Source organism: Jeotgalibacillus malaysiensis (assembly GCF_044789845.1).
In the GTDB taxonomy this organism is placed as follows: domain Bacteria; phylum Bacillota; class Bacilli; order Bacillales; family Jeotgalibacillaceae; genus Jeotgalibacillus; species Jeotgalibacillus malaysiensis_A.
On sequence record NZ_CP085252.1, the window covers coordinates 1,720,328 to 1,738,597 of the forward strand.

At 40.4% G+C, this 18,270-nt stretch carries 19 protein-coding genes; 17 read left to right on the plus strand and 2 right to left on the minus strand.

Features of this window, described 5'->3' with window-relative positions:
* Positions 1-65 precede the first annotated feature (65 nt).
* From LG330_RS09260 to LG330_RS09290, 7 genes are all read left to right on the plus strand, one after another.
* Positions 66-872 (plus strand): MIP/aquaporin family protein, encoded by an 807-nt coding sequence (locus LG330_RS09260; RefSeq protein WP_404409316.1) that lies wholly within the window; start codon positions 66-68, stop codon positions 870-872.
* Positions 873-893: 21 nt separating this feature from the next.
* Entirely contained in the window at positions 894-2,384 is a 1,491-nt protein-coding gene (glpK, locus tag LG330_RS09265) for a glycerol kinase GlpK (protein WP_404409318.1), read from the plus strand.
* A 161-nt stretch (positions 2,385-2,545) separates the two neighbouring features.
* Positions 2,546-4,207, plus strand: coding sequence for a glycerol-3-phosphate dehydrogenase/oxidase (locus LG330_RS09270; protein ID WP_404409319.1), 1,662 nt, complete (start codon positions 2,546-2,548; stop codon positions 4,205-4,207).
* Between the two features lie 18 nt (positions 4,208-4,225).
* A complete protein-coding gene (locus LG330_RS09275; RefSeq protein ID WP_404409320.1) occupies positions 4,226-5,152 on the plus strand; it encodes an alpha/beta fold hydrolase in 927 nt (308 codons plus the stop codon).
* Positions 5,142-6,062 (plus strand): tRNA (adenosine(37)-N6)-dimethylallyltransferase MiaA, encoded by a 921-nt coding sequence (gene miaA, locus LG330_RS09280; protein ID WP_404409322.1) that lies wholly within the window; start codon positions 5,142-5,144, stop codon positions 6,060-6,062. The genes LG330_RS09275 and miaA overlap by 11 nt, the downstream gene beginning before the upstream one ends.
* A 42-nt stretch (positions 6,063-6,104) precedes the next feature.
* Positions 6,105-6,335 carry an RNA chaperone Hfq gene (hfq, locus tag LG330_RS09285; protein ID WP_322420816.1) on the plus strand — a complete coding sequence of 77 codons (231 nt, stop codon included), beginning with the start codon at positions 6,105-6,107 and terminating at the stop codon, positions 6,333-6,335.
* A gap of 92 nt (positions 6,336-6,427) precedes the next feature.
* A complete protein-coding gene (locus LG330_RS09290) occupies positions 6,428-7,318 on the plus strand; it encodes an AAA family ATPase (protein WP_404409324.1) in 891 nt (296 codons plus the stop codon).
* An 11-nt stretch (positions 7,319-7,329) separates the two neighbouring features.
* Here LG330_RS09290 and LG330_RS09295 read toward each other — a convergent pair whose 3' ends face one another.
* The gene (locus LG330_RS09295; protein WP_404409326.1) at positions 7,330-7,941 is read right to left on the minus strand and encodes a trimeric intracellular cation channel family protein; all 612 of its coding nucleotides are present in this window, start codon (positions 7,939-7,941) and stop codon (positions 7,330-7,332) included.
* Positions 7,942-8,070: 129 nt separating this feature from the next.
* Between LG330_RS09295 and hflX the strand changes: the two genes are divergently transcribed.
* The 5 genes from hflX (at position 8,071) to LG330_RS09320 (ending at position 13,530) form a co-directional block, all read left to right on the plus strand.
* Positions 8,071-9,297, plus strand: coding sequence for a GTPase HflX (gene hflX / locus LG330_RS09300; protein WP_404409328.1), 1,227 nt, complete (start codon positions 8,071-8,073; stop codon positions 9,295-9,297).
* A gap of 15 nt (positions 9,298-9,312) precedes the next feature.
* Entirely contained in the window at positions 9,313-10,560 is a 1,248-nt protein-coding gene (locus LG330_RS09305) for an aminotransferase class I/II-fold pyridoxal phosphate-dependent enzyme (RefSeq protein WP_404409329.1), read from the plus strand.
* Positions 10,561-10,794: 234 nt separating this feature from the next.
* Positions 10,795-11,181, plus strand: coding sequence for a MerR family transcriptional regulator (locus LG330_RS09310; protein ID WP_404409331.1), 387 nt, complete (start codon positions 10,795-10,797; stop codon positions 11,179-11,181).
* A 32-nt stretch (positions 11,182-11,213) separates the two neighbouring features.
* Positions 11,214-12,548: a type I glutamate--ammonia ligase gene (gene glnA / locus LG330_RS09315; RefSeq protein WP_404409332.1), complete on the plus strand. Its 1,335-nt coding sequence runs from the start codon at positions 11,214-11,216 to the stop codon at positions 12,546-12,548.
* 100 nt (positions 12,549-12,648) lie between these two features.
* The gene (locus tag LG330_RS09320) at positions 12,649-13,530 is read left to right on the plus strand and encodes an alpha/beta fold hydrolase (RefSeq protein WP_404409334.1); all 882 of its coding nucleotides are present in this window, start codon (positions 12,649-12,651) and stop codon (positions 13,528-13,530) included.
* A gap of 63 nt (positions 13,531-13,593) precedes the next feature.
* Here LG330_RS09320 and lexA read toward each other — a convergent pair whose 3' ends face one another.
* Entirely contained in the window at positions 13,594-14,214 is a 621-nt protein-coding gene (gene lexA / locus LG330_RS09325) for a transcriptional repressor LexA (RefSeq protein ID WP_404409336.1), read from the minus strand.
* Between the two features lie 160 nt (positions 14,215-14,374).
* On the opposite strand from lexA, the gene LG330_RS09330 reads away from it, so the two are divergent.
* The 5 genes from LG330_RS09330 to LG330_RS09350 all read left to right on the plus strand — a co-directional run bounded on the left by LG330_RS09330 (position 14,375) and on the right by LG330_RS09350 (position 18,201).
* Complete coding sequence (locus tag LG330_RS09330) at positions 14,375-14,707, plus strand: LysM peptidoglycan-binding domain-containing protein (RefSeq protein ID WP_404409337.1); 333 nt, start codon at positions 14,375-14,377, stop codon at positions 14,705-14,707.
* A 12-nt stretch (positions 14,708-14,719) separates the two neighbouring features.
* Positions 14,720-15,367, plus strand: coding sequence for a recombinase family protein (locus tag LG330_RS09335; RefSeq protein WP_404409339.1), 648 nt, complete (start codon positions 14,720-14,722; stop codon positions 15,365-15,367).
* 73 nt (positions 15,368-15,440) lie between these two features.
* Positions 15,441-15,674 carry a DUF896 domain-containing protein gene (locus LG330_RS09340; RefSeq protein WP_404409341.1) on the plus strand — a complete coding sequence of 78 codons (234 nt, stop codon included), beginning with the start codon at positions 15,441-15,443 and terminating at the stop codon, positions 15,672-15,674.
* A gap of 121 nt (positions 15,675-15,795) precedes the next feature.
* Positions 15,796-17,802: a transketolase gene (tkt, locus tag LG330_RS09345; protein WP_404409343.1), complete on the plus strand. Its 2,007-nt coding sequence runs from the start codon at positions 15,796-15,798 to the stop codon at positions 17,800-17,802.
* 177 nt (positions 17,803-17,979) lie between these two features.
* Complete coding sequence (locus tag LG330_RS09350) at positions 17,980-18,201, plus strand: YneF family protein (protein ID WP_039809078.1); 222 nt, start codon at positions 17,980-17,982, stop codon at positions 18,199-18,201.
* Positions 18,202-18,270: the final 69 nt, after the last annotated feature.

The window sequence follows — 18,270 nt, forward strand, 5'->3', positions numbered from 1 at the left end:
CCTATCGCTTAAAAAGGGGGGAATCTGTGAGTCTTTTTCTATTCACTAATTTAGGAGGATTAGAGATGAATGAATACATCGCAGAGTTTATTGGAACAGCTATTCTAATCTTATTCGGGGGAGGCGTTGTTGCAAATGTCAGCTTAAAGAAATCTTTTGCTGAAGGTGCAGGCTGGGTTGCAATTGCATTTGGATGGGGCCTTGGTGTAGCAATGGGTGTTTATGCAGTTGGCCAGTTTAGTGGTGCTCATCTTAATCCGGCCGTAACACTTGGTCTGGCATTTAATGCAGATTTTGAGTGGGTTAAAGTTCCGGGTTATATTCTAGCGCAGATTGCCGGTGCATTTATTGGTGCAACGCTTGTCTGGCTTCATTTTCTGCCACACTGGAAGGTTACAGAAGACCAGGGAGCCAAGCTTGGAGTTTTTTCTACAGGTCCGGCGATCCCGCACAATTTCTCAAATTTATTAAGCGAAATCATCGGCACGTTTATTTTGGTTGTCGGTATCCTGTTTATTGGGGCGAACGATTTCACGGAAGGATTAAATCCTTTCATTGTTGGTATGCTGATTGTAGCCATTGGTTTTTCACTTGGGGGAACAACGGGGTATGCAATTAACCCTGCCCGTGATCTTGGGCCGAGAATTGCACATTTTGTTTTACCAATCAGCGGGAAGGGTAATTCTAACTGGGGATACAGTTGGATTCCAATCCTGGGACCGGTTCTTGGAGGTTCATTCGGCGGATTATTTTACCGTTATATTTTTTCAGGAGAATTTCATATTATGTTCTTTATCGTTGCAGCGGTAACGTTATTATGTTTGCTGGCTGCGTACTTAGTTGACAAAAAACAGACTTCATTAATTCAATAATCTATCAGGGAGGAATTTTGAATGAAAAAATTTATTTTATCACTGGATCAGGGCACGACGAGTTCAAGAGCGATCCTGTTTAACAAAAAAGGGGAAATCGTTAAAATTGCACAAAAGGAATTTGAGCAGATTTTTCCTAAGCCGGGCTGGGTTGAACACAATGCGAATGAAATCTGGGGGTCAATCCTGTCAGTTATTGCATCAGTACTTTCTGAAGCGGAGGTAAAGCCTGATCAGATTGAAGGAATTGGAATTACAAATCAGCGTGAGACAGCTGTCGTCTGGGATAAAAATACGGGTATACCGGTTTATAATGCAATTGTATGGCAGTCAAGACAAACTTCTGATATTTGTAATGAACTGAAGGATAAAGGATTAAATGATACATTTAGAGATAAAACAGGTCTTTTAATAGACGCTTATTTCTCCGGTACAAAAGTGAAGTGGATTTTGGATAATGTAGACGGAGCAAGAGAAAAAGCCGAGAACGGGGATCTGCTGTTTGGAACAATTGATACTTGGTTGATATGGAAGTTATCTGGCGGCGAAGCTCACGTAACAGATTATTCAAATGCATCAAGAACACTGATGTATAACATTTATGATCTGAAGTGGGACCAGGAGTTATTAGAACATTTAACAGTTCCTGAATCCATGCTGCCTGAAGTAAAAGCTTCTTCAGAAGTTTATGCAAAAACAGCGCCGCATCATTTCTTTGGAAAGCAGATTCCGATTGCAGGTGCAGCCGGTGACCAGCAGGCCGCGTTGTTCGGTCAGGCATGCTATAAAACAGGTATGGCTAAAAACACGTATGGTACAGGCTGTTTTATGCTGATGAATACAGGGGAAAAATCAGTTAAATCTGACAGTGGCCTTTTAACAACTCTTGCGTGGGGAATTGATGGTAAAGTTGAGTATGCGCTTGAAGGCAGTATTTTTGTTGCCGGCAGTGCAATTCAGTGGCTGCGCGATGGGATGCGCATGCTTAAAACTGCTTCAGCAAGTGAAGATTACGCAAAGAGAGTTGACTCGACTGATGGTGTATATGTAGTACCGGCATTTGTAGGACTTGGAACCCCTTATTGGGATAGCGATGTCAGAGGAGCAGTATTTGGGTTGACCCGTGGAACATCAAAAGAGCACTTTGTCCGTGCTGTATTAGAAAGTCTAGCTTATCAGACAAAAGATGTACTCGATGCAATGGAAAAGGATTCAGGGATTGAGCTTAAAAAACTAAGGGTTGACGGAGGGGCAGTTCAAAACGATTTCCTGATGCAGTTCCAGAGTGATATGTTAAATGTTCCCGTAGAGCGTCCGGTCATCAGTGAAACAACAGCTCTTGGTGCAGCGTACCTGGCAGGGCTTGCTGTTGGTTTCTGGGAAAGTAAAGATGAAATCGCGGAGATGTGGAAAACTGATAAGGAATTTGATCCTGTAATGGATATAGAGAATCGTGATCAGCTTTACAGCGGCTGGCAAAAAGCTGTAAAAGCAGCTCAGGCTTTTAAGTAAACCTCTAATATGTTATGATTGAGTCAAGTTAATAAACGGGGTAGAGAGCAGAGAGGCCTGGATTCATTATGAGTTTTTTCATATATGGATTCGGTCTCTCTTTTTTTACTTTTAATAAAAAATACAGAGTCAACAATGCTATAGGTTAAAGGAGGATATTTATGAATTTTTCAAGTGTGAACAGATCAGAAAAGCTGAAGAAAATGTCAGAGGATTTATATGATGTAGTCATTATTGGCGGTGGTATTACAGGTGCCGGGATTGCACTTGATGCAGTAACGCGCGGTATGAAAGTTGCTGTGATCGAAATGCAGGACTTTGCAGGTGGAACATCAAGCCGTTCAACTAAGCTCGTACATGGTGGACTGCGTTACCTGAAGCAATTTGAAGTGAAACTCGTTGCTGAGGTTGGGAAAGAAAGAGCGATCGTTTTTGAAAATGCACCACACGTCACGTCGCCCGAATGGATGATGCTACCGATTCATAAAGGCGGTACATTCGGTAAGTTTTCAACATCAGTGGGGCTTCGTGTATATGATTACCTTGCAGGTGTTAAAAAGCAGGAGCGCAGAAAAATGCTTAGTGCATCTGAAGCGACGGAAAAAGAGCCTCTAGTGAAGCAGGAAGGACTGAAAGGTGCAGGCTATTATGTTGAATACCGTACAGACGACGCAAGACTAACGCTTGAAATAATAAAAAAAGCAGTAGAAAATGGTGCTGACTTTATAAATTATGTGAAAGCTGAAAGGTTCACTTATGATAAAAAGAAAGTATCAGGAGTGGAAGTAAAGGACCAGATTACAGGTGATACACAAACAATACTTGGCAGAAAAGTAATCAACGCTGCAGGACCATGGGTAGATAAAGTCAGAAATAAAGACTATTCAACAAATGATAAAGAACTGCAGCTGACAAAGGGTGTACACATTGTAATTGACCAATCAGTATTCCCGTTAAATCAGGCGTTATATTTTGACACACCGGATGGCAGAATGATGTTTGCGATTCCGCGTGACGGTAAAGCCTATATTGGAACAACTGATACTTTATATGGCAGTGATAAAGATACGTCTAATCCTAAAATGACAGCTGAAGACCAGCGTTATTTATTAGATGCGGTTAATTATATGTTCCCTGGCGTGGAGGTAACAGAAGACCACGTTGAGTCCAGCTGGGCAGGTGTACGTCCGCTGATTTTTGAAAAAGGGAAAGATCCATCTGAAATCTCAAGAAGAGATGAAGTATGGGAGCATGAGAGCGGGCTGATTACAATTGCAGGCGGTAAGCTTACCGGTTACCGCAAAATGGCTGAACACGTAGTTGACCTTGCGGCTGAACGTCTGAAAAAAGAAGCGAAAAAATCTTTTTCAAAGTGTAAAACTGTTCACCTTCCTCTATCAGGTGCGGAATTTGGCGGCTCATCAAATTATCAGCAATTTGTTGATGCAAAAGCAAAAGAAGCTGTTCAGTTCGGATTGACTGAGCAGGAAGGTAAGCGAATTGCAGCATTTTATGGCTCGAATGCTGATAAATTATTTACACTTGCGCATGCAGCCAAAGGCATGCAGCTTGAGTCACCAATGACACCTGCACTATATGCTGAGGTTGTGTATGCAATACAGGAAGAAATGACAGTAAAGCCTGTGGACTTCTTTATTCGCAGAACAGGTCGTTTATTCTTTGACATTCATGCAGTGCACGCACAAAAGAATGTTGTGTTAAAATTAATGCAAAACCTGCTTGAATGGGATGAAGCGACTTATCAGTCATATCAGGAAGAGCTTGAAAATGAGCTTCATGATGCTGTTGAGCCGGTTAAATAAAAGCTTTGGGGTGGTTAAATGAAAGAGTCATTTTTCATCAGAACATCAGACGGTCAGAATCTCCATACAGTGATTTGGAATTCCGACCAGCCTCATATAAAAGGATCAATTCAGCTCTGCCATGGAATGGCAGAGCATATTGGTCGTTATGAAGATTTAGCTAAGCGTTTAAATCAAGCTGGTTATCATGTATTCGGGCATGACTGCAGAGGTCATGGGCTGACAGCTGAAAACAACGGGCAATTTGGTGATTACGGCATAAGTGCAGACTTCAACAGACTGGCAAAAGATGTAATTGAAATTAAAAACCGATGTCTGAGTACTGGGAAAGTCTATCTTCTTGGTCACAGCATGGGCTCTTTCATTTCCAGAAGAGTTATTCAGACTCATTCGGCAGAGTATGATGGAGTTATGTTATCAGGTTCTAATGGTCCACTTGGGGTAATAGGAATACCTGCAACGGTTCTTGCTTCAGTGCTGACTGCTTATCAGCCAACTGAAAAAGCAGCGTTATTGAACAGGCTGTCATTTGGCAGTTACAATCAGTCATTTCCTGATTCAAAAACTTCTTTCGACTGGCTTTCATCAGATGAAAAAGAAGTTCAAAAGTATATTGATGACCCATTGTGCGGATTTGTAACAACAAATAGATTTTACAAAGTACTATTTAATGGAATTAGAATGATTTATAATCAAAAGGAAATCGCTCAGATTCGTAAAGATCTACCGATACTGTTTGTAAGTGGAGTAGATGATCCTGTAGGTGATTTTGGAAAAGGTGTTTTTAAATCAGCTCAGATCTACACAGACTCCGCTATTGAGTCAGTTGAAGTACATCTATATGAGAATGGTCGTCATGAAATGCTGAATGAACTTAATTCAGAACAAGTTATCGGTGATATTGTGAATTGGCTTGGAAAAGTAGAGGGATTAAATGAGAAATAAGGTAATTGTTATTGCAGGACCTACAGCTGTAGGTAAAACTGAACTCAGTATCAGGCTTTCAAAAGCACTTAAAGGTGAAGTAATTAATGGGGATGCCATGCAGGTATACAGAGGGCTTGATATCGGAACGGCTAAAATTAAACCTGAAGAAATGCAGGGGGTCCCTCATCATCTGTTTGATATTCTCGGTCCTGAGCAGTCCTTTTCTGCAGCTGAGTATCAGCGGGCTGTCAGAGAAAAAATTTATGAAGTACATACCCGTGGTTCCATACCGGTACTAACCGGAGGGACGGGGCTTTACATTCAATCGGTTTTATATGACTACAACTTCTCTGATAAAGGAAAAGACGATACGATCAGGTTGCAGCTCGAAAAAGCGCATCAGGAGGGAGTTGATCTCCATAAGAAGCTGACGGAGCTAGATGGTGTTACCGCATCTGCAATACATCCGAATAATGTAAGGCGTGTCATCAGAGCGCTTGAAATTATTGAATCAACCGGTATGACGCCAGCAGAGTTAAAATCAATTCAAACGCCTGAGCCGCTTTACAACCATGAGTTAATTGGTCTTGATATGGATAGGGACCTTTTGTATGAAAGAATTAATAAAAGAGTCGACATGATGATTGAAGAAGGGCTTGTAGAAGAAGTAAGAGGCCTCTATAAAAGTGGTATTAGAGATGTAACATCAGTTCAGGCGATCGGCTATAAAGAACTGTATGCTTATTTTGAAGGTGAAATCACTTACGAAGACGCTCTGGACCGGATAAAACAGAATTCCAGACGTTACGCAAAAAGACAATTAACATGGTTTCGTAATAAAATGGACTTCAAGTGGTTTAACATGTCAGAAAACAGAGAAAAAAAGATTAAGGAAATAATTGATTATTTGCAGGAATTTGGTCTTTAAAGGCGAACATGATAGAGACAGTCAATTTTAGGAGGCGCTCAGATGAAACAAGCTGTTAATATTCAGGATCAGGTATTAAATCAATTAAGAAAAGAAAGCACGTTTGTAACGGTCTTCCTGCTCAACGGGTTTCAAATCCGTGGACAGATTAAAGCGTTCGACAGTTTTACAGTCATGCTGGAATCAGAAGGGAAGCAGCAATTAGTATATAAGCATGCCATTTCAACATTTGTTCCTTCTAAAAATGTTGTCATTCAAACAGAAGCCGAATAAAAAGTGCGCCTAAAAGGCGTGCTTTTTTTCATTTATCATGTACTTTTTGAACTTTCATATAATGAGTTATGAAATTTTCCGAGGGGTGAATCATGAACGGGCAGGTTAAATTCATTATCAGCCAGAAACATTCATCTCAACAGATTGAAAGTCAGGAATGGCAAAAGATCGAAAGTGCCTTTAAACATTTTGTTGGCCTTGACCATATCAAAGAAACTTTGAAAACAATAGCCGCCTGGGCTGTCATAAATGAGAAGCGGGAAGAATTTGGCTTAAAAACAGAACGGCATTCACATCACATGCTGTTTTATGGAAACCCGGGCACAGGGAAAACGACGGCTGCAAGAATCATGGCGGAACTGCTAAAAGAATTAAATATACTTGAAAAAGGTCATCTTGTGGAAGCGGAGCGTGCGGATCTGGTGGGGGAATATATCGGGCACACCGCCGTTAGAACGAGGGAACTTCTTAAAAGAGCTGATGGTGGCATTTTATTTATTGATGAAGCTTATTCACTGTCGCGCGGGGGTGAAAAAGACTTTGGAAGAGAAGCAATTGATACGCTGGTGAAGCACATGGAAGATAAAAGTGGAAGTTTTATCTGTATCCTTGCCGGTTACAAAAAAGAGATGAACAGCTTTTTACGGATGAACACCGGTTTAAAAAGCCGTTTTGCACATATTCTGTATTTTCCTGATTACGCGTTAAAGGACCTGAATAAAATTGCGCTCAATATGTTTTATATGAAAGATTATACTTTATCAAAATCAGCAGCTGATATGCTGTTACGGAATATGAGAGAGATGGAGGATCTTTCAGGAAATGGCCGTTTTGTAAGGAATCTTGTTGAATTTATTATCAGGGCCCAGGCAGTTCGTCTTTTAAGGTATGATGGGTTAACGAGAAAAGACTGTATGGGTATTTCTGAAGAAGACGTGATAAAAGGAATTGAAGCATATAAAAAAGAAAAGCAGAATCATTAGGCTGATTCTGCTTAAGAGTGTGCTGTATGAATTGACTTAAAAGGTAATCTCCATTTGTAAATATATGATAAAATACGAAGCGCTGTGGTAATAATGAATAACAGGTATAGCTGCCACGGCTCAGATGCGATGCCCAGTCCGACCGCAAAACCTGCTAAAATAGCCCACACTGCATAAATTTCTGATCTCAGTACGAGCGGTTTTCTGCCTGCGAGCAAATCACGGATTATACCGCCGCCACTTCCTGTCAGCACTGCTGCTACTATGACTGCACTTAATGGGTGATTCATTTCCACTGCATATATCGCACCTTGGATAGCAAAAGCTGCAAGGCCCATTGCATCGAAAATATTACCCCACCGTTTCCAGTGTTTCAGTAAATTATGCGGAAACAGAAATACCGCGGTGATTGACAGAAGTGCGACCTGAAAAAACATACCCTGTTCCCATAAAGCCGAGACAGGAACGCCGATTAACAAATTTCTGATCGCCCCGCCACCAAAGGCTGTGACAATTCCGAGTATATAAACGCCTAAAATGTCGTATTCTTCTTCCATTGCGATAATCGCACCGGAAATTGCAAAAGCGATGGTGCCAATCATACTTAATACTTCCCAGGTCAACGATTATCCTCCTGCCTTTCGCTTGAATTGAACCAAAGTTGATTGTATCATGAATCGAATACAATTCAATCTTAGGAATCCATATTTTAATAAATGTACTGACATCGGAATAAAGGGGTGTGTTTTTGAATGAAAATGGAAAGAGCGATTTTAGTTGGGGTAAATACTGACAGAACAGATCAGGACTTCAATGAATCAATGAATGAATTACATGCTTTAGCTGAAACAGCAGGTGCCGAACCGGTGTTGGATTTAATTCAAAACATGGAAAAAGTTCATCCTGCAACCTATATTGGTAAAGGGAAACTAGAGGAACTTACAACCGCCTCGGAAGAATATGAACCGGAACTGATTATTTTTAATAGTGAATTATCTCCGAGTCAAAACAGAAATTTATCTGAGGTACTTGATGCTAGAGTCATTGACAGAACACAGTTGATTCTCGATATCTTTGCACAGCGGGCCCGTTCTAAAGAGGGTAAGCTGCAGGTGCAGCTCGCCCAGCTTGAGTATATGCTGCCGAGACTTGGTGGACAGGGTATTGAACTGTCAAGGCTTGGAGGAGGAATCGGTACAAGGGGTCCAGGGGAAACAAAGCTCGAAACAGATCGTAGACATATTAGAAGAGAGATCAGGGAAATCAAAAAGAAGCTTGATCAGGTTGTCAGACACCGTTCAATATACAGGGATAGAAGAAAGCAGAATCAGGCATTTCAAATTGCATTAATCGGTTATACTAACGCTGGAAAATCCACGATATTTAATTTACTCACTCATGCAGATTCATTTGAAGAGAATCAACTTTTTGCTACACTCGATCCTTTATCAAGGAAATGTATTCTGCCTAGTGGCTTCGAAACTATTATGACAGATACTGTAGGATTTATTAAGGACCTGCCGACATCGTTGATCGCTTCATTCAGGTCTACACTTGAAGAAGTTAAAGAAGCTGATTTTCTACTGCACGTTGTAGATGCGTCTCATCCTAATCACGCTGATCATGAAAAAACAGTGAAAAAGCTTCTGAATGAACTCGAGATGGACCAGATTCCAAGAATGACCGTTTATAATAAAGAAGACCTTCTCAGCAGTGAGTTTGTAGCCGACCGGAGTGATCCGTTTGTACTGATGAGTGCAGCAAAAAAAGAAAGTAAAAAAGTGCTGACTGAAATTGAAAAAGAGGCTAAACAAATATTAAAGCCATATACGATGACGATTTCATCAGATGATGGAAAGGTTTTAGCCCAGCTGAAAAAAGAAAGTATGCTGTTAAAATTATCATTTGTTGAAGAAGAAGAACATTACCTTGCTGAAGGATATATCAGTAAATACCACCCGTTGGCAAGTAAAATTTAGTTCAGGAGCGTTTGCATGATTGATCAATTCTACTCAGAAGAAACCTTTACATTAAGTAATAACATTGAAAAAAAAATTGCCTGGCGCCATAGAGAAATCGAAAAAATTGCTGAATTTAATCAGCTGAAGGTGCTTCAGGCTTTTAAAAATAAGAAAATCAGTGACAGTCATTTTCACCCGAGCACAGGGTATGGATATGATGATCATGGCCGTGACGCACTGGAAGCAGTTTATGCTGATACATTTAAAGCAGATGCAGCACTAGTCAGGCCTCAGATAATCTCGGGGACTCATGCAATTAATATTGCACTTTTTGGCATTTTAAGACCGGGAGACGAACTGCACTATATAACTGGAAAGCCTTATGATACGCTTGAAGAAATCATAGGTCTGAGAGGATCTGATAACGGTTCTTTAAAAGATTTTCATATTCATTATCAGCAGACGGATCTTAAAGATGGAAAGATAGATGTCGACAGCGTACTTTCAAATATGAAAGGTAATACAAAAGTAATTGGTATTCAGCGTTCTAAGGGATATGCGATCAGGCCGTCATTCACTATTGAAGACATTAAAAAAGCAGTACAGGCAATTAAAAAGCATTATCCGGATGTTATTGTATTTGTGGACAATTGTTACGGGGAGTTTGTTGAATCACAGGAGCCGATTGAAGCCGGAGCTGACTTAATCGCTGGCTCATTAATAAAAAACCCGGGTGGAGGTCTTGCGAAAACAGGTGGCTATCTTGCAGGAAAACAGCAATTGATCGATCTTTGTGCTTACCGAATGACATCTCCGGGAATTGGTGCAGAAGCAGGTGCCAGTCTGAATGCACTTCAGGAAATGTATCAGGGTTTTTTCCTTGCCCCTCATGTAGTCAGTCAGGCACTGAAGGGAGCGGTGTATACAGCTGCATTGTTAGAAGAAGCCGGGATGATTACCTCACCCGCATGGAACGAGTTCAGAACGGACCTCATTCAGGCTGTTGAATTTCGTGACCGAGAAAAAATGATCGCTTTTTGTCAGGGCGTACAGGAGTTTTCTCCTGTAAATGCTCACTTTACTCCTTACCCTGATTACATGCCGGGCTATGAGGACGATGTTATTATGGCTGCAGGAACTTTTGTTCAGGGGTCGAGTATAGAGTTATCGGCTGATGGACCACTGAGACCTCCTTATGCAGCTTATATTCAGGGCGGCCTAACATATGAGCATATTAAAATAGCGATAACTGCTGCGCTGCAAAAAATGAAATCCATATAATTAAAGTTTACAATTATACATTATTAAAAGCTGAGGCAGTAATTGTCTCAGTTTTTTTGTATAAAAATTTGAATAAAAATTATTTATTTTTAACATTTATGCATAAAAGGTATGTAATAAGGGAACAAAAAAATAGTTCGTAAAATATCATGTTATAAAACCTGACATGTTGTTGACAGAAAATTTAACATGTTATATAGTTAAATAGTCGACAGGCAAGAAAGGGGTTATATGATGGGCAGTGATATTAGACGCAGCATGCCGCTTTTTCCTATAGGAACAGTCATGCAGCTGGCCGATTTAACCGCCCGTCAGATTCGCTACTATGAAGAGCATGGGTTAGTCACTCCGGCCAGAACGGAAGGTAACCGCCGTCTCTTTTCATTAAACGATATTGATAAACTGCTTGAGATTAAAGATTTGCTTGAGCAAGGTGTCAATATGGCTGGAATTAAGCGGATCCTGGGGGATGGCACAGAAGCCGATTCAGATCGACCTGCTAAAAAGCCGGACTTATCAGAGAATGAATTAAGAAAACTGTTAAAACAGGAAATGATGGGTAATGGCAAGTACAGCAAAAACAGTTTGAGAGCGGGAGACCTTTCAAGGTTCTTTCGTTAAAAAAATTACATAAAAAACAGGAGGAACTACACATGAGTACGTATTCAAAAGAAGACATTATGAAAATGGCTAAGGAGCAAAATGTAAACTTTATCAGACTTCAATTCACTGATATTCTTGGTACGATCAAAAACGTTGAGATTCCTGTAAGCCAACTGGAAAAAGCACTTGATAATAAAATGATGTTTGATGGTTCATCAATCGAAGGATTTGTACGTATTGAAGAGTCAGATATGTACCTATTCCCGGACCTTGATACATGGGTAGTATTCCCTTGGACAGCTGGTGATGGAAAAGTTGCCCGTTTGATCTGTGATATTTATAATCCGGATGGTACACCATTCTCAGGAGATCCGCGAAACAACTTAAAGCGCGTTCTAGAAGAGATGGAGGAGCTTGGATTTACTGATTTTAATTTAGGGCCTGAGCCGGAATTCTTCCTGTTCAAGCTGGATGTTAACGGTGAACCAACACTTGAGTTAAATGATAAAGGTGGATATTTTGACCTTGCACCAACTGATCTTGGGGAAAACTGCCGCCGGGATATTGTAATTGAACTTGAAAAAATGGGCTTTGAAATTGAAGCTTCTCACCATGAGGTTGCGCCTGGTCAGCACGAAATCGACTTTAAATATGCTGATGCCGTATCTGCTTGTGATGATATTCAAACGTTTAAGCTTGTTGTTAAAACAATTGCAAGAAAGCATGGTTTACATGCAACGTTTATGCCTAAGCCACTATTTGGTGTTAACGGATCAGGTATGCACTTTAACATGTCACTATTCAAAGAGGGTAAAAACTCATTCTTTGATGAAAATGCTGATAAGCAGCTTAGTGAAACAATGAAGCAATTTATGGCGGGTATCCTTAAGCACGCTTCAGGATTTACAGCTGTAACAAACCCTACTGTAAACTCATACAAGCGCCTTGTACCGGGCTATGAAGCACCTTGCTACATTGCATGGTCTGCAAGAAACCGTAGTCCACTTGTAAGAATTCCAGCTTCTCGTGGAATGAGTACTCGTGTGGAAGTGCGTTCAGTAGATCCATCTGCTAACCCATACCTTGCAATGGCAGTTATGCTTAAAGCGGGACTTGATGGCATTAAAAATGGTCTGACGCCACCGGAATCAATTGACAGAAACATTTATGTAATGGATAAGGAAGAACGCGAAGCTGCAGGCATCAAAGATCTTCCAGGCACTCTTTTTGCAGCACTTGAAGAGCTGAAGAAAGATCAGGTCATTATCGATGGACTTGGAGATCACATTTTTGAGCACTTCGTAGAGGCCAAAGAAATCGAATGGGATATGTTCCGTACACAGGTTCACCCATGGGAGAGAGAACAGTATTTAGAAATGTATTAATCATCTAGAAACCGGAAGCTGCACAGCTTCCGGTTTTTTTTATGGAAAAGAACAGCATTTAAAAAAATTGGGTATAGTAAATAGTGAGGGGGGTATTGCCTTGGCAGACACATATAGAGGATTTAAATCGAAAGAAGGCTATAAGAAATATAAGAATGCACATGATAAAGTGATGGGGTTGTGGGATATTCCATATGAAGAACAAATTTTTAATACATCGTTTGGAGATGTATCAGTCTTAACCTGTGGTCAGCAGGATAATGAACCAGTTGTATTTTTTCATGCTTTTGGTTTTAGTTCAGCTGAATGGTATGCAGTAGCCAGGAATCTTAAAGACGATTACAGATTATATTTTGTTGATGTACTCGGAGAATTTAATTATAGCGACACGAAAGAACACCTAAACGAACGTGAAGATTATAAAACTTGGATTACTGAGCTGTTTGATGCTCTAATGCTTGCAAAAGTAACAATCGTTGGTCATTCAAATGGCGGGTGGCACGCATTGAATTATGCGATTTTAAACCCTGACCGTGTTAAATCACTGATTGTTTTATCGCCTGCTGCTTCAATAAAAAGAATGAACAGATCGTTCTATTCAAGACTTCTGCTCACCAACCTGATTCCCAGGGAGTCACTGGTTATTAATCAATTTTGCAGGTGGCTGACTGTGAGGAGGCAGGAGGGACATGAGAAGCTTTTTAAGCTTTACTTTCTTGGGCAAAAATATGTCAGCTGGGAATATGTGATGACACCACCAAAAAAGTTTAAAAGTGAGGAACTTGCATCACTGATGATGCCTGTAAATATTGCCGTTGGACGTGAAGAAGTAATATATGACCCTTTTCAGCTGCTGGAAGAAGCAGAGAACAAAATCAGAACCTGTGTACCTCATATGTTTGAAACTGGCGGTCATATGCTTCCTATAGAAATTCCGGATGAAGTTTCAACTTATATCAAAAAGGTGTTATCAAACCAGTAAAAAATCTGAGTAACATTAAAAAAGCTGAACGCTTTGACAATTTTGTCAAAGCGTTCAGCTTTTTTAATGAACCTGTCTGTATACCCCTACAACTTTTCCAAGTATGGAGACATTATTAAGAATAATAGGTGCCATTGAGGAATTTTCCGGCTGCAGTCTGACGAAGTCTTTTTCTTTAAAGAAACGTTTAACGGTTGCTTCATCTTCATCAGTCATTGCGACAACAATATCACCGTTGTTAGCTGTATTTTGTTGTTTAACAATTACAAGATCTCCGTCTAAAATTCCTGCTTCAATCATAGAATCTCCCATGATCTCCAACATGAACACAGCGTCATCTGAAGATGCGAGCCTTTCAGGAAGAGGGAAATATTCTTCCACATTTTCTATTGCAGTAATAGGTGAGCCTGCTGTTACTTTACCAACGAGTGGGACATTGACTACACGTTGAGTTGGAATTTTTTCCTCTTCAAGGGAAATGACTTCAATTGCTCTCGGTTTTGTAGGATCTCTTCTGATTAACCCTTTACTTTCAAGTCTTGCAAGATGTCCATGTACCGTAGAGCTTGAAGCTAATCCGACAGCAAGTCCAATTTCTCGGACAGAAGGCGGATAACCTTTGTCCTGAACTTCACGTTTTATAAAGTTTAATATATCAAGCTGTCGCTTTGATAATTTCTTCATATTGCAGCACCTCTTTTCAGTTTAAAACTTTTCTAAATTATAGCATATGGGTTTTGAAAATACAAACATAAGTTCGAGTTTTTTGTGTTGACCAAAACAAATGTTCGTATTATACTCAAAATAATAAAAGCGAACACATATTCGATGGAGGCGATCAATCATGACTGCATTGTGGAGAAAATATTCATTTGTTATTCTATTCGTGGTGACTGCACTTTTTTTCAGCTTATTTCTTGTTTTTACGAATACAGCTGACAGTGATGCAACGTATGCAGAAATTACAGTGCAAAAAGGGGACACGCTTTGGGCGTATGCTGAAGAATACGCAAGCCATACTTCTATGACGCCTGAAGGGTTTATAGAATGGGTAACTGAACATAACGGACTTTCCTCTCATATGATAGTGGCAGGAGAACAGCTGGAGCTTCCCGTACCAGAAGAGGCATTTAAATTCAGTGATGACGCGATTCACCTGGCATCTGATCGGAAATAAGGAGTGATCGTGTTGAAGGTAATAATTTACTGCAGAGTCAGTACTGAAAAAGAAACTCAGGAGACTTCACTTTCACGGCAGGAAGATGAATTGAAAATTCTTGCTGATAAAATGAACTACCAGATCGTTTCAATTATCAGTAAAAAAGAAAGTGGATATGACCTGGATCGAGAAGGTGTTTTTGAACTGCTTGATCATGTACGTTTATATGAAGCAGAAGGTCTTTTAATTCAGGATGAAACACGGATAGGACGCGGAAATGCGAAGATCGCATTGTTACACACGCTTCAAAAAGAGGGTATAAAAATATATACAATCGCTCATGATGGTGAATTGCAACTGTCTGAATCAGATTCAATGATCCTCCAGATTGTCAGTATGGTTGAGGAGCATCAGAGAAAACTTCATAATCTGAAGATAAAAAGAGGGATGAAGCGGGCAGTTGAAAAAGGATTTAAACCTCAAAAGAATCTGAAAAACCGTGGTAATAAAGAAGGAAGGGATAAGATTGAAATCCCGGTAGATGAAATTGTAAGACTCCGCGGTAACGGTCTGACGTTCCAGGAGATTTCATCTGTTTTACGCGGACTAGGTCATCCGGTTTCCAAGGCGACCGTTCATAGAAGGTATACGGAATATATGGAATCAGAAGCGAAGTAAACATATTACTTGTCAAACTTCCCCCTTTCTTTTAACATACATAGAAGCCTACCTGAAAGAAAGGGTGAAAGACATGTTATCTAATGAGAAAATCAAAAGAATAAATGAACTCTCTAAAAAATCAAAAGAAGATACGCTCACAAGGACTGAAGCTGAGGAACAGCAGGTTTTGAGACAGGAATATTTACAGGCATTCAGAGGATCAATGAAACAGACAATTGAAAATGTGACTGTTGTTGACCCGGAAGGTAAAGATGTAACTCCACAAAAGCTCAAGGATGCAAAGAACAGGAATAAGATGAACTAATTATTTTCTTGTACCATTGATGAATCTGAAGAATTATGAATAAAAGAGGAGATGTTTGTACATCTCTTCTTTTTTTTTGTACAATAAGACGTATCACGTGAGTTTAGAGAGGATGTAGATGATGTTTAACAAGACAGACGACTTAGCAATTAACACAATCAGAACGTTATCAATTGATGCAATTGATAAAGCGAACTCGGGTCATCCGGGACTGCCTATGGGGGCTGCTCCATTTGCATATACTTTATGGACTCAATTTATGAATCACAACCCGAAGAACCCGGACTGGTTTGACCGTGATCGTTTTGTACTTTCAGCAGGACACGGCTCGATGCTTCTTTACAGCCTGCTGCATCTTTCCGGATACGATTTATCACTTGATGAGATTAAAAATTTCAGACAATGGGGATCTAAAACGCCAGGTCACCCTGAATACAAACATACGAAAGGCGTGGAGGCAACTACTGGACCGCTTGGACAGGGAATTGGTATGGCTGTAGGAATGGCAATGGCTGAAAAGCATTTAGGTGCCAAGTACAACCGTGAAACCCACAATGTGGTTGACCATTATACTTATGCATTATGTGGCGATGGCGACCTAATGGAGGGTGTTTCTTCAGAAGCAGCGTCACTTGCAGGACATCTTCAGCTGGATAAATTGATCGTTCTTTATGATTCAAATGATATCTCCCTCGACGGCGATCTTGACCGCTCGTTTTCTGAGAGTGTTAAAAAGAGATTTGAATCATATAACTGGCAATATATCCGTGTAGATGACGGTAATGATGTAGCTGATGTTGCGGATGCAATTAAGGAAGCACAGGCTGATACAAGCCGTCCTACAATGATTGAAATTAAAACTGTGATTGGTTTCGGTTCTCCTAACAGAGCCGGTACTTCAAAAGCACACGGAGCTCCTCTCGGTACGGACGAAACTACACTTGCTAAGGAAGCTTACCAGTGGGAAGCAGAAGAAGCATTTTATGTGCCAGATGAAGTCTATAAGCGTTTTGAAGAGCTTGTTGTTCAAACTGGCAGTGAGAAAGAAAAAGAATGGAATGAAAAATTCCAAAGCTATAAATCTGCTTATCCTGAATTAGCGCAGGAGCTTGAAGATGCGATTAATGGAAAACTGGCTGATAATTGGGATCAGGATCTTCCTGTATATGAGGAAGGTAAATCACTTGCAAGCCGTGCATCTTCAGGAGAGGTATTAAATGCGATCTCTAAAACTGTCCCAACATTGTTTGGAGGTTCAGCAGACCTTGCGGGATCTAATAACACGATGATGAAGGATGAAGCAGACTTTACACCTGAAACACCAGATGGCAGAAATATCTGGTTTGGTGTACGTGAGTTCGCAATGGGAACAGCGTTGAATGGAATGGCGCTACACGGAGGGCTTCGCGTTTACGGAGGTACATTCTTTGTATTCAGCGATTATGTCAGACCGGCCATCAGACTGTCAGCATTAATGGGTATTCCGGTTACTTATGTATTCACTCATGACAGTATTGCAGTCGGTGAAGATGGCCCGACACATGAACCTGTTGAACAATTACCATCACTTAGAGCAATGCCTGGATTATCAGTGATACGGCCGGCTGATGGTAATGAAGTTGCAGCTGCATGGAAGCTGTCAATGGAAGCAACGGATCATCCTACAACGCTTGTATTAACGCGTCAGGGTCTTCCGACGATGCCTGGTTCTGCTGATAGCGCTTATGAAGGCGTTAAAAAAGGTGCATATGTGATTTCACCAGCTGAAAAGGGTGAAGCAGATGTACTTCTGCTTGCTAGTGGATCTGAAGTGGGTCTTGCATATGAAGCTCAGCAATCACTTCGCGAGAAAAACATTGATGCTGCAGTTGTATCTATGCCATCTTGGGATCGCTTTGAAAAGCAGTCAGCTGACTATAAGCAGTCTGTTCTGCCAAAAAACGTGAAAAAGCGTTTTGCGCTTGAAATGGCCTCGCCACTTGGCTGGGAACGTTATACAGGTGATGAAGGAGACGTATTAGGTATTGATACATTTGGTGCTTCGGCTCCAGGTGGAAAAGTGCTTGAAGAGTACGGTTTCACAGTTGAAAATGTTGTAAAAAGAGTGGAAGCTTTGTTACAATCTTAATTAGGTTTTTAAAGCCGGTGAGCATGAAAACTGCTCACCGGCTTTATTTGTGAAAAGGACCTTAAGATGTTAAAATAAATTTAATATAACTGCTCGAATTCTGTAATAAATGATTGTATAATGCGCAGTGTTCTTGTACACTTTTATATGAAAGTAACAAATAGGAGGCAATATGAAATGGAATTATGGCTTGCAATTGTGTTAATTGTTGTTGCTTTGCTGGCCGGAGTCGCACTTGGATTCTTCATCGCACGTAAATATATGATGACTTATCTTAAAAAGAACCCGCCAATCAATGAGCAAATGCTTCGCATGATGATGATGCAGATGGGTATGAAACCGTCGCAGAAGAAAATCAATCAGATGATGAGTGCTATGAATAAACAACAGGGCAAATAATAAATTAACAGGTACTTCTATCTAATAGAGGTACCTTTTATTATGCTTTAGTTAAAACCTGCGACATCA

Bases quoted from the DNA above. Each gene is read 5' to 3' on its own strand.
- hfq (WP_322420816.1), top strand. From the start codon at position 6,105: ATGAAACAAGCTGTTAATATTCAGGATCAGGTATTAAATCAATTAAGA.
- lexA (WP_404409336.1), bottom strand. From the start codon at position 14,214: ATGAAGAAATTATCAAAGCGACAGCTTGATATATTAAACTTTATAAAA.
- miaA (WP_404409322.1), top strand. From the start codon at position 5,142: ATGAGAAATAAGGTAATTGTTATTGCAGGACCTACAGCTGTAGGTAAA.
- LG330_RS09290 (WP_404409324.1), top strand. From the start codon at position 6,428: ATGAACGGGCAGGTTAAATTCATTATCAGCCAGAAACATTCATCTCAA.
- glnA (WP_404409332.1), top strand. From the start codon at position 11,214: ATGAGTACGTATTCAAAAGAAGACATTATGAAAATGGCTAAGGAGCAA.
- LG330_RS09260 (WP_404409316.1), top strand. From the start codon at position 66: ATGAATGAATACATCGCAGAGTTTATTGGAACAGCTATTCTAATCTTA.
- LG330_RS09330 (WP_404409337.1), top strand. From the start codon at position 14,375: ATGACTGCATTGTGGAGAAAATATTCATTTGTTATTCTATTCGTGGTG.
- hflX (WP_404409328.1), top strand. From the start codon at position 8,071: ATGAAAATGGAAAGAGCGATTTTAGTTGGGGTAAATACTGACAGAACA.
- tkt (WP_404409343.1), top strand. From the start codon at position 15,796: ATGTTTAACAAGACAGACGACTTAGCAATTAACACAATCAGAACGTTA.
- LG330_RS09305 (WP_404409329.1), top strand. From the start codon at position 9,313: ATGATTGATCAATTCTACTCAGAAGAAACCTTTACATTAAGTAATAAC.
- glpK (WP_404409318.1), top strand. From the start codon at position 894: ATGAAAAAATTTATTTTATCACTGGATCAGGGCACGACGAGTTCAAGA.
- LG330_RS09270 (WP_404409319.1), top strand. From the start codon at position 2,546: ATGAATTTTTCAAGTGTGAACAGATCAGAAAAGCTGAAGAAAATGTCA.
- LG330_RS09275 (WP_404409320.1), top strand. From the start codon at position 4,226: ATGAAAGAGTCATTTTTCATCAGAACATCAGACGGTCAGAATCTCCAT.
- LG330_RS09350 (WP_039809078.1), top strand. From the start codon at position 17,980: ATGGAATTATGGCTTGCAATTGTGTTAATTGTTGTTGCTTTGCTGGCC.
- LG330_RS09310 (WP_404409331.1), top strand. From the start codon at position 10,795: ATGGGCAGTGATATTAGACGCAGCATGCCGCTTTTTCCTATAGGAACA.
- LG330_RS09340 (WP_404409341.1), top strand. From the start codon at position 15,441: ATGTTATCTAATGAGAAAATCAAAAGAATAAATGAACTCTCTAAAAAA.